Raw genomic sequence first — 11,519 nt, forward strand, 5'->3', positions numbered from 1 at the left:
TTACTCGTACACAAAAGCCATGACAGAGATTAAAATAGTTAAATAAAAAGCCGCACAGAGCCAAGAGAGCCATTCTCCCCAACGCACGTAAAAACTAAAATCTTGGCCTAGCGGCAACGGTACTTCAGCCGTTAAGACTGCCTGCGTGTTGAGCGGAGCTTGAGAAAGGATTTCCCCGCGGGAAGAAATCACCGCCGAAATACCTGTATTGGCCGCCCGCAGTACCGGCCGGCGCAACTCTACTGCGCGCAACACCGAAGCCGCCAAATGTTGGTACGGAGCATCCGTATCGAAAAACCAAGCATCATTTGTTAAATTGACAAAAAAGCGGGCTCCGGCATGGGCTTGACTTCTCCATAAACGACCGAAAACGGATTCATAACAAATCGTACTCCCGAACGCAATTTGATCCATCGCCAGCAGAGGTTGCTCCCATTTGCCGGCACTAAATCCTCCTAGTTCCCCTAACACTTGTACTTGCGGAAAAATTTCACGCACCCATTTTTCAAAGGGAATAAATTCTCCAAACGGAACCAATTGCGTCTTGTCATAAACAGCAGTCATTTCTCCAGTGGGTGAAAACAAAACAGCACTCACATATTGTTTCTTTTCTTCTTCACGGTTAGAGCCCACTAATTGCCATGCATTATGTTTTCCGAGGCCTTGTTTCAGCCAATCCAAATAAGGTTCTTCTTGGATGGGCCCGGGCGTAACGCTTTCCGGCCAAAGCACCAACATAGGCTCTGTAGCCGCCGCACGGGTATTTAACTCCGACAGCGTATTGTGAATTTCTTCTTCAAATTCCAGACTCCACTTCTTATACTGGTCGATATTGGGTTGCACGATAGCGGCCTGTAAACGAAGTAGCGTACGGGACGTATCATGTCTAAAATACCAATAGCCATATCCGTATGTCATTAAAAACGTTAATAAAGACAAGAGTAAATGAAATAATCCTTTGCGCAAAGAAGGAGTCGCAAAAGCATAGCCGATGCTAAGCCCCGTAAAAGCTACTACAAAACTTACCCCGGCCGCACCGGTCCAAGAAGCAATTTGTATTACCTGCGGCAAATTCCATTGTGAATAGGCTAACGTGAACCACGGAAATCCCAATACATAAGAAGCTAATACCTCGTGCCCCCATTCCAAAGCTACCCATCCCATGGCCGCTAACAACGGAAACAAACCGTGTAGTCTTTTTAAGTAGAAACAACTGACACCAAAAAATGCGAACTGCAATGCCATTAGTGCACTTAATCCAAGCCATGCCGCCACAGAGAGAGCAACACTCAGCCCGCCACCTTGCCAACAAGTAATAAAAATCCAATAGTACAAGCCACTATACACGAATATGCCGGTAAGCCAGGAGTACCAAAAAGAACTGGATAATTGCTGGCAGCGCACCAGCGCCACCGTGAAGGGAGCCAATGCCAACCAAGCCAGCAAACTGTAAGAAGGTTTTGGATATGATAATTTGAATAAGACAGCCGTCAGCAAAGCACACAACAAGACAAAACAAAACCGCCCTGTTTCTATCAAAAATCTCTTCCAACCGGAGGGCTTTTCTTTTGCCTGATCGGTAGAAATATCGTTCAAAAAAGGGCGGTGAAACAAACTCATAATAGTTGACTAATAAATAATCTTACAATGTTTTTCCTGACAAACCGCACGGGCAGAAGCAGAGCATTCCTTCTCGGAAGAACCAACAGAAGGACAGGCTGTCGTTACGGAAAAACGTTTTTCCATTAACCGGGAATATTCCAGCGAAAAATTAGAATTAATTGCTGTCACAAATTCCGGGCCTTTCAAACAACCGCACGGATCTTTATCGACGATAATACATTCTTCACTGGTTTCACACAATCCCAGTTTTGCTTCCAGTTCCGCCCGCTTACGAGCGGCTGCCTCATTTTGGCGTTTTTGTGCTGTTTGCTGTTGTTGTGTTTGATACTCTTCCAATGCCTGTTTGGTAAGCAAAGGAGCTTGCGCCTCTATGGGATCGGGATGCATAAAAAAGATAAAAGCCAACAACAGAACTACTCCGCTGGCTACCAGCAAAAGAATGGTGTGAATTTTTGAAATCATTGTTTCGCTCCGCAACATTTTTTATATTTTTTACCACTGCCGCACGGACAGGGGTCATTGCGCCCGATCTTGTGGCTAACGGGCGGGTCTTCCTCGCCGGATTCTCCGTTGGTCTTGTTATCCGACACTGCCTGTTTTTTAGCAGATACTGCTGGGCGCACCGGCGGTAATTGCAAGCGGAAAATATACCCTACCATCAGATCGCGCACCTTATTCATCATCGCGCTATATAACTTAAACGCTTCTTTTTGATACTCAATCAACGGATCTTTTTGGGCATATCCGCGCAAGCTCACGCTATTTTGCAACTGATCCAACTCATACAAATTTTGTTTCCATGCATTGTCAATAATTTGTAACAACAACATCCGTTCTAACTCGGCGAAATTGACACCTTGCTGCATAAAGAAATCAGAACGTTCGTGATACAATTTCTCCACGATTTCCAAAATTTCGCTCACCAATTGTTCGGTATGTTTATCTTTGGTATTATCTGCATTATATTCAAAAGCATACGGGAACAAAGAACGTAAAGTAATGTTGAGCGTTTCAAAATTACATTTTTCCGGATGGCGCGGGACAAAATGAGTGGCTACGATTTCTTCCACCACTTCATCTATCATTTTCAGTACGGTGTCCGTCATATCTTCACCGTCTAAAATGGCATTACGCAAGCCATAGATTGCCGTGCGTTGTTGGTTCATTACTTTATCGTAATCTAACAAATGTTTACGAATATCAAAGTTATGACCTTCTACCATACGTTGCGCGCCTTCAATCTGGCGGCTGAGCATACGCGACTCAATGGCTTCTCCTTCTTTCATACCCATCTTTCCCAAAATGGCACTAATTTTGGCCGTATTGGCAAACAACCGCATCAGCTCATCTTCCAGCGAAATATAAAAGCGGGAATTACCCGGATCTCCTTGGCGGGCGCAACGACCGCGTAACTGATTATCAATGCGGCGGCTTTCATGCCGTTCCGTACCGATTACATGCAAACCGCCTTGACTCAACACATATTCCTGTTCTTTTTCATCAGCCGGATTACCGCCCAGCACAATATCCGTACCGCGGCCTGCCATGTTGGTAGCAATCGTCACCGCTCCTTTGCGGCCGGCTTGGCTGATGATTTGGGCTTCCATTTCGTGGTATTTGGCATTTAACACTTTGTGCGGGATGCCTCTGGCGCGAAGCATATTTCCCAGCTTTTCGGATTTTTCAATAGAGCGCGTACCCACCAATACCGGAGCACCTTGTTTCCAAAGCATTTCTATTTCTTCCACAATCGCGCGGAATTTATCTTTCTCTGTCAAAAACACCAAATCCGGATAGTCTCTGCGCTTCGAAGGACGGTTGGGGCGAATTTCCACTACATCGAGTTTATAAATTTGCCAAAACTCATTGGCCTCTGTCATAGCTGTACCGGTCATACCGGACAGTTTCTTGTAAAGTTTGAAGAAATTCTGGAAGGTAATCGTAGCCAATGTCTGGTTTTCTTCTTTAATAGATAAACCTTCTTTGGCTTCGACCGCCTGATGCAGGCCATCACTCCAGCGGCGTCCCGGCATTAAACGTCCGGTAAATTCATCTACAATGATAACCTCGCCGTCTTTGACTACATAATCCACATCCCGTTCATACAAGTGATGTGCACGCAAGGCTTGATTAATGTGATGCACCCATTCGGATTGCACATCATCATATAAATTCGGCACATGCAAGAAATTTTCTGCCTTGGCAATACCCGTTTCGGTAAGTGTAGCGGTGTGATTTTTTTCATCTACAATAGCATCGTAACCGGCCGCCAAATCAATATGCTCATATTTGGCTTTCACTTCATCATTTTCGGTGATTAAACGTACCTTTAAGGACGGAACGAGCCGATTAACAATATAATACTTGTCTGTACTTTGATCCGACGGGCCGGAAATAATCAGCGGGGTGCGTGCTTCATCAATTAAAATGGAGTCCACTTCGTCTACGATACAATAATTAAGCGGACGCAAGACCCGGTCTTGGCGGGTAATCACCATATTATCACGCAAATAATCAAATCCCAATTCATTGTTGGTTACGTAGGTGATATCTTTTGCATACATTTCGCGGCGTTCTATATTTCCCATATCATGGTTAATATATCCTACCGTTAATCCTAAAAATTCATGTATTGGCCCCATCCACTGACGGTCACGGCGGGCCAAGTAATCGTTCACGGTAACTACGTGTACCCCTTTACCGGTTAAAGCATTCAAATAGGAAGGCAATACCGCTACCAAGGTTTTTCCTTCCCCGGTGCCCATCTCGGCAATTTTGCCTTGATGCAGTACAATACCGCCCAACAGTTGCACATCGTACGGGCGCAATCCGATTACCCGTTTGGCAGCTTCCCGCACTACCGCAAATGCCTCCGATAAAATATCGTCCAAGGTTTGGCCTTGGGCTAAACGGTCCTTAAATTCTTGGGTTTTGGCTTTTAACTGCTCGTCTGAGAGTGCCTCCATTTCCGCAGCGAAATGATTGGCTTTATCCACATAATGTTGAATTTTCTTCAAATCACGTTCGCTTTTTGTTCCAAAAATCTTATCTATTAACATTCGAATCATACAATATCTTTTTCCTCTCAATGGGTTATTTATATATTAAATCAATTTATACGGACGTCCTGCAACTATACACATAAAAACCGCTACACCTCTTTTAGTAGGTGTAGCGGCGGAAATGGATAATTTATTTGGCGACCGGTTTTTTATGATTAGCTTTTACATCATGGGTAGCGGACTGCAAGGCCGTCAATTGTTCGGTCTGTGCCTTGTCGTAAGCGTCCTGCATATCTTTCAAATAATAACTCACCGTGTCATCAATTTGCCGGGTAGCATTCTTTTTCAAAGCACGAAGTTCGGCCTTCAGATCTTTGACTTTTTGTTTTAACTGAGCCACCTGTTCTTTCTTTTGTTCCGACGACAAATCAGTCGATTTTTTAGTTTCTTTAATTCGTTTTTTATAGAATGTTACTTGTAAATTTCTGACATCTAATGTGTTTTGATAAATGGACTGCACCACCGGCAATAAACTCTCTCTGGTAGTTTGATCGAGCGCTTCTAAATTGCTACCGGATACCTTTTGCAGTGTTCTGCCTTCAAAATAAGCATAACGAATGGTGTATAACTGCAACGAATTATCAAAATTTTTAGCCAGTGCAATTAATTCTGCCTGATTTTCCTCTGTATTGGGCATCGAAACAGAGGTAACCAACTCCTGAAGGATTTTTCCGTAGGAGTCATTCTGGGTGGCTTTTTCTAGGGCGGAAGGATTATATTGGGCAAATGCCGCCAAGACATCTTCTTGTCCTAAATTTTGTTTTCCCTGCACCCAGCCGGCAGAAAGCAAAAAAGAAACAGCTATAAACATCCATTTTTTATGCATATTTATCCTCTCCTGTAAGGTTATATTCTTATTTTGCTATTTATTGTAAAAAAGGTCAAGTAAAATTTAAAATTAAGAAAAGAATTTGTTATACTAGAAGAGTAGTAGCGCAGTATACAATTTATTCTGTTTTTGGAACCGTGTGCAGAACACGGGGTATTATCTGTAAAGATAATCCAACGCTAATCCAAAAACAGCCGATATTAGGCACATAATAAAGGGCCTTATAACCCCTTTGTTGTGTGCCGAGTGTTTGCCACCCCTTTGGGAGTGGCAAACCACGGCTGTTTATGATGTAAGACCTTAGCGTTGGCTTACAGATAAACAGCCGTTTTTGTTGGGTTTCATAAACAGAAAAGGAGAAATTATGAAACACAACCAACAAGCATTTACGCTAGTAGAGTTGTTAGTAGTGGTACTGATTATAGGGATCTTAAGTGCTGTAGCAGTGCCTATGTATCAAGGAGCAATTGATAAAAGCCGCTGGAGCACTTTACTGACCCCGGCCAAAGCACTACAAACTGCCCAAACTGCCGCCTATATGGAAAACGGAGCATACGCAGAGGATACCAGTGCTTTAGTTTTGTCTTTACCTGGAGAAGCGCAAGATAATAAATATATTATGCCGGATGCCGAGTATAGCATAGACACCAAAAGTGCCAACCAAAGTACCATTACCGGGCAATTAGATACGCTGCCGAATGTAAGACTTTCTATGGCACTTAAAAATCCGGAAAGTTATTTATTTTGTGAAGCCAAAAGCGGAGATGCACGCGCAGAACGCTTGTGTAAAAATTTACTAGCCGGACAAAAGGCAGGCAGTAAAAACGGCTATGATAAATATATCCTAGATTATCCGGGTACGTGTGCGTGGGCCAATACGACGGGGCAATGTTATGTGAGCGAAGAAGCCCGCTGCAGTGCCATGGGTATGCCATATGCAAATGGATATTGTGGCTATACTGAGGAACAACGGAGAGATATTAATGAAGGTGGGATATGTACGGGCACTGTAGAACAAGGATGTGCACGTTCGGTTATAAACGAGGGAGGACTTTGCAAGGGGGATGGGCATAATGCATGTGGTTGGTCCACGTTCAATCTAGGCGGTAAATGTACAGGTACCGTATACGGTGGTTGTAATTTTTCAGTTTTTAATGCAGGAGAATGTAATGGAAACTCTACATCGGGCGCCGCTTGTATTTATAATACATTTAATGAAGGAGCAATTTGTAATGGTAATGTAGGAGGAAATTGCAACTCCAATACTTTTAATGGTGGAAAATGTATTGCAAACAACTCGAATACATGTTGGGGAAGTACTTACACCAACGGCGGTTGTTGCGAAGATTACGGAAAAGGATATTGCCCGGCAGACGCCCCCAAGTGCTCGGACTAATATCCCATGCGTCTTTATATCAAAATACCCGCTTTGAAAGCGGGTATTTTGTCAGATAAGGAAATTTCGATTAACGAGCAGCTGTGCGAAAGAAATTACCTCGAGTGTTACGCGCCAAACGAGGCATTCCTGTCATTTTGTTGGCCTGTATGAGCACTTCCTTGGTATTAGGTTGCACCGTAGTTTCAGCGGCGCCGAAAATATCACCTTCTTTGATGACACCTAATTTGCCATGGCTATTGATTTGCACTTCTAATTTCAAGTCGCCTTCTACCGTAGAAGCCAGCAAATCATCTTCTCCCAGTTCAAAAGCAAGCGGAAATTTAGGGTTGACCACTCGTTTAATAGCCACCGGCACATCCGCTTCATTTTTCACAATGATGGCGCAGGAATTGTTATCTGCTTCCGCTACGCTTGCCAATCGTTCCGGTACAGTAATTGTACCGCTAATGGCAAAACGAGCCGGACGCACTTGTCGATGCACACACATCCAACATATCGCCAAACTAATTGCTACTACTACTAATACTAATTTCTTCATAATTTACTACTGGCTTATTGTTTGAAAAAGCCCCACAAGTTTTGATTGTATACCCAGCCGCGGCATTTGCCTTGTTTTTTATCGGCCGGATCATCTTCTACTTGGATCCAGCTCCCTTTCTTAGAAATATATTTGAACGGGTAACCTTTCTCTACCGTGCACACAATTTCTGTGCTGGTGCCCGGCCCTTTGCGTACGTTTAAGTCCACTTTGGCAGACATGCCGCCGTTAGGGCTGAGCAAGGAAGAGGAAATCCAACCGGAAAATCCTTCAAAATCTTTCACTTGCACCCATTCTTTATCGGAGCTGGCTTTGACCATGATTAACGGAGTATATTTCCACGCATACCACTTGACGGCACATTTAGTACCGGCACAGGTACGAATATTAGCCTTCGTAGTGTTCACACTCGCGTATTTCTGAGCGAACACAGGAGCTACTAGACCCAACATCAATACAACAGCTGTAATTTTTTTCATCGGTTAAATATCTCCTTCCTGACAAAATAGAATCTACTATACAAAGTATAGCAAATATTATATGGGTTTTGCCAACCCCCTCCCTTTTTTAGATAAAACCAAAAAAGCTATAATAAGGAAAATAGTTAGCAGGAGAAATCAGCATGAAAGAACAAGTACAACAAGTAATAGATCAAATTCGCCCCATTCTGCAAGCAGACGGCGGAGATATACAGCTCGTTGGGGTAGATGAAAAAACCGGTATCGTGACCGTTGGTTTACGTGGACGATGCGGGGGTTGCCCGGCAGCCCAAATGACCCTCAAAGCTGTCGTAGAACGCAAAATTAAAGAGATTGTTCCGGGTGTCACGGCTGTAGAACGTGTGTAATTTATGAAGATAGACTTGCATACCCACTCTGTGTTTTCCGACGGCACTTCTTCTCCAGAGGAAGTAGTGTACGAGGCGCGCAAGGCCGGTGTAAAACTCTTTGCACTGTCCGACCACGATACCACAGAGGGGGTTTTGCAAGCACAAACAGCCTGTCAAAAACAAAGCATAGAATGGGTAAGTGCCGTGGAAATCAGCACCCGCGAGCATGACCACTTACATTTTTTAGGCTATCAAGTAGATTTACAAAATTCCGCTTTTCAACAATTCCTACGCACGAACCGCGAAAACCGCAATAACCGTATTCGCAAAATTATTTCCCAATTAGCTCAAAACGGAATAGACATTACGGAAGAAGATGTTTTTGCTTTGGCCCCTCATACCGTATCCCGGGCTCACGTGGCTGATGCACTGCGTAAGAAAAAAATTGTTTCTTCCCGCCAAGAAGGATTCCGCAATTATTTAGTACCCGGCCAAATAGGTTATGTGCCTTCGGCCGGCGTGACTGTAGTAGAAGCTATCCAAGAAATCAAAAAAGCAGGAGGACTGGCGGTGATGGCCCATCCGGGACTCGTACAAGAAGTATGGGATTTCCCAAAATGGGTGGAAGCCGGATTGGACGGCTTAGAAGTGTTTTATCCCGCTCACAGCTATACCTTAAAACAAGAATTGCTTAAAATTGCACGTAAGTATGACTTGCTGGCTACCGGAGGATCTGACTATCACGGGCCCCACGCCAGCCGTAACGCTTCTGTAGGAATGTCCATCCCCACTCCGTATGCAGACCGCCTTTTGCGTAAACTGCTAGGCAAATAAATTAGTACGCCGGGGCTTCTCCCCCGTCAAAATCAATCCAATCATCTTCTTCATTGTTTATGTCAGTGGCATCCGTCGGATTTTCCGCGTTGCCATCTGCTTTTGGCGCGCCCATAAATTGTTGCATTTGAGTACGCAACCAGTTCCATCCGGAAATCTCAGGCGTTCCTTCTCCTTCTAAACGATGGGAAGAAATCTCCATACCGAAGAGGAATATTCCACTCAATAAGACAGCCGGTAACAGGAAGGATACCCAGGGGCTACCACTCCATTCCAGTAATGTACCGAACAAAGCCGCCAGTCCAAAAGTTACTACGGAAGTGGCTGACAACATAGCCGAAACCGTATTGGATATTTTACGTGTATGATCTGCTGTATATCCGCCTACAATCGGAGATATGTTGGTAAGACCCAAAGCGGCCAGCACAACCCCTGCCATTTGTAATGTCCAAACACCGGAGGCAATTGCCGCCAAAGCCAACAGAACCGCGGCGGAACTGAGTTTGAGCATACTTCCTAAATTTTGTTTCTTAATGATAGTCTTATTACCTATTTTCAAATCATGTTTCATCACAGCCGTACCAAATATTCTGCCTACAATAATCGGTAACGTGAACATAATTAAGGAGTGAATAAGCCACGTATGTTCATCTGCCGGATAATGATCCTTGAACAAATTATTTACGTACAAGCCCAAGATACTCATGTTGGCCCCGTGGGCGATAGTTTTGGCCACACCGTGACGGAAAAGCTGATTGTACTTTTGGCTGCCAAAGAATTCAGTTCCTATCTTTTTAACATCCTGCCACAAGTTGGTTTTTTCCGGAACAAATTCTGTTTCTTCTAAGGTTTGGCTATGCATCTTAAACGCATTATATAATGCCAAGATAGCCATGGTAACAGCGGAATATATCGGGAAATAAACGCTCCAATCCCAAGCCTGTCCTATTACACTTCCCAACCCAATAGCGAGCGGCGGAATCACATAATTGGACATATTTCCAACCACTTGCTTAAAGACACTTAAATACCCTTGTTTAGCTTGATAATCTCCTTTCTTAGTGACGGATAACAAAGTAGGTTTCATAGCCACATCAATAAATGCCGCTCCTATACCCAGAGCAATGAAACTGGCTATTAATAATTGTTTCTTAACTTCGGTAGCAGGACCCATATTGCCCGCAATTCCTCCAAACATCGGCAATACAAAGGCCAATAAGCACAGGGCCATACCAATATTCATGCTGATTAAACGGCCGCGGCTACTGTTGATAGAACCATCCGGATTTCGAGATAACCGTTCTTGCAAAAGCCCCACTACAAACGAGGACAATCCCATAACCACCGAAGTCACCCCGCCGAAGATATACATCTCTTGCTGGCTCAAAGTAAAGGACGCTTTGGCAAAAGTGGCAATTGTGCTAGACACATTTCCAAGACCTGCCAACACATAAATCAAATACATAGGCCATAGATGGTTAATCATCAAGGATAAACCTTCCGCCACTTTACGCAATCCAAAGCCGGTTGTCGCAAATACACGGCCTTCTTTGGTGATGGGGATATCAGCTCTCAAACGAGTGCTTTCAATTTTATCTCTTCTATCCTCTTCTTTATAGGTGCTTTCAAATAAATCGGCTTTTCCTTTTTCTTCTCCGACTACCGCGTATACTTCCTGATTTTCTTTCAACTTAAATCCGGCAGGCGGCTCCACCAACCAATAGTCAATAATTCGGTTGTGATGATATAGCGGAATAGCCATTACCTTATGTTTAGCCGCCAGTGCAGGATTTTCTCTCACTGCTTCTGCGGCAGCCTGCATACGATCTTCCACCGTCTGTAATGCTAATTTTTTTACGGCATCGGGCAGTTTCGTGGCCAAAATGGCTTTATTCAATTCGCTATGATATACCGCCAAGAAGGCCTGATCTTCCACAAACGAATCGATGATGTCTGTTTCCATGGCTAAAAATTCAAATATAGCACGCTGTTTAGCCAAAGGCTGAATTTCTTTCAAAATCTTTGTATATTTGGCTTGCAAGTAACGATTGAGCAGACTATTTCGTTTCTTGGGAGATTGATTTGGATCTGCTGACGTATTTCCTGCGGCAAGAAGGGCCAACAGTTGTGAGGCAAATGCCGAGGAAGTGAACATGCCTGCCAAAGCCGCTTGTTCTTGTACTTCCGCAGTTGCAGTCTCGGTCTGTTGCGCTGTTTCTTCGCCGGTTTCTTCTGCGACGGCCGGAGTGGCTTGTTGAGCCAACGCCTGTTGCGCTCTCATTTGCTGTTGATAGAACGGATTATATCTATACCACCAAGGAGCTATATAATTTAAGTAAAAATAGTCTTGCAGTGTTTGCAATCCGCTTTGGATCTTTCCGGTAATCGAATATCCTTGCCGTTCA

The 11,519-nt window shown here is 44.0% G+C and carries 10 protein-coding genes; 3 read left to right on the forward strand and 7 right to left on the reverse strand.

The window, feature by feature from the left end; translation table 11 throughout:
• The 4 genes from lnt to IKN49_00980 form a co-directional block, all read right to left on the reverse strand.
• Positions 1–1,620 (reverse strand): apolipoprotein N-acyltransferase, encoded by a 1,620-nt coding sequence (gene lnt / locus IKN49_00965; GenBank protein MBR3631630.1) that lies wholly within the window; start codon positions 1,618–1,620, stop codon positions 1–3.
• Between the two features lie 9 nt (positions 1,621–1,629).
• Positions 1,630–2,085: a hypothetical protein gene (locus IKN49_00970; GenBank protein ID MBR3631631.1), complete on the reverse strand. Its 456-nt coding sequence runs from the start codon at positions 2,083–2,085 to the stop codon at positions 1,630–1,632.
• On the reverse strand, positions 2,082–4,691 hold the full coding sequence (secA, locus tag IKN49_00975) for a preprotein translocase subunit SecA (protein MBR3631632.1): 2,610 nt from the start codon (positions 4,689–4,691) through the stop codon (positions 2,082–2,084). Before secA ends, IKN49_00970 begins: the two co-directional genes overlap by 4 nt.
• Before the next feature lie 124 nt (positions 4,692–4,815).
• Positions 4,816–5,511: a hypothetical protein gene (locus IKN49_00980; protein ID MBR3631633.1), complete on the reverse strand. Its 696-nt coding sequence runs from the start codon at positions 5,509–5,511 to the stop codon at positions 4,816–4,818.
• A 367-nt stretch (positions 5,512–5,878) separates the two neighbouring features.
• Here IKN49_00980 and IKN49_00985 point away from each other — a divergent pair, with 367 nt between their 5' ends.
• Positions 5,879–6,910, forward strand: a complete 1,032-nt coding sequence (locus IKN49_00985; protein MBR3631634.1) for a prepilin-type N-terminal cleavage/methylation domain-containing protein — start codon at positions 5,879–5,881, stop codon at positions 6,908–6,910.
• A 70-nt stretch (positions 6,911–6,980) separates the two neighbouring features.
• On the opposite strand, the gene IKN49_00990 is transcribed toward IKN49_00985, so the two are convergent.
• Together IKN49_00990 and IKN49_00995 are read right to left on the reverse strand one after the other, a co-directional pair.
• Positions 6,981–7,451 carry a hypothetical protein gene (locus IKN49_00990; protein ID MBR3631635.1) on the reverse strand — a complete coding sequence of 157 codons (471 nt, stop codon included), beginning with the start codon at positions 7,449–7,451 and terminating at the stop codon, positions 6,981–6,983.
• A gap of 14 nt (positions 7,452–7,465) precedes the next feature.
• Entirely contained in the window at positions 7,466–7,930 is a 465-nt protein-coding gene (locus IKN49_00995; protein MBR3631636.1) for an SH3 domain-containing protein, read from the reverse strand.
• A gap of 143 nt (positions 7,931–8,073) precedes the next feature.
• On the opposite strand from IKN49_00995, the gene IKN49_01000 reads away from it, so the two are divergent.
• Both IKN49_01000 and IKN49_01005 read left to right on the forward strand, forming a co-directional pair.
• Entirely contained in the window at positions 8,074–8,298 is a 225-nt protein-coding gene (locus IKN49_01000) for a NifU family protein (protein ID MBR3631637.1), read from the forward strand.
• A 3-nt stretch (positions 8,299–8,301) separates the two neighbouring features.
• The gene (locus IKN49_01005; GenBank protein MBR3631638.1) at positions 8,302–9,114 is read left to right on the forward strand and encodes a PHP domain-containing protein; all 813 of its coding nucleotides are present in this window, start codon (positions 8,302–8,304) and stop codon (positions 9,112–9,114) included.
• 1 nt (position 9,115) lies between these two features.
• Here IKN49_01005 and IKN49_01010 read toward each other — a convergent pair.
• Positions 9,116–11,519: MFS transporter (locus IKN49_01010; protein MBR3631639.1), on the reverse strand; the 2,404-nt coding region annotated here is incomplete at its 5' end.

Source organism: Elusimicrobiaceae bacterium, from assembly GCA_017528825.1.
Taxonomy (GTDB): Bacteria; Elusimicrobiota; Elusimicrobia; order Elusimicrobiales; family Elusimicrobiaceae; genus Avelusimicrobium.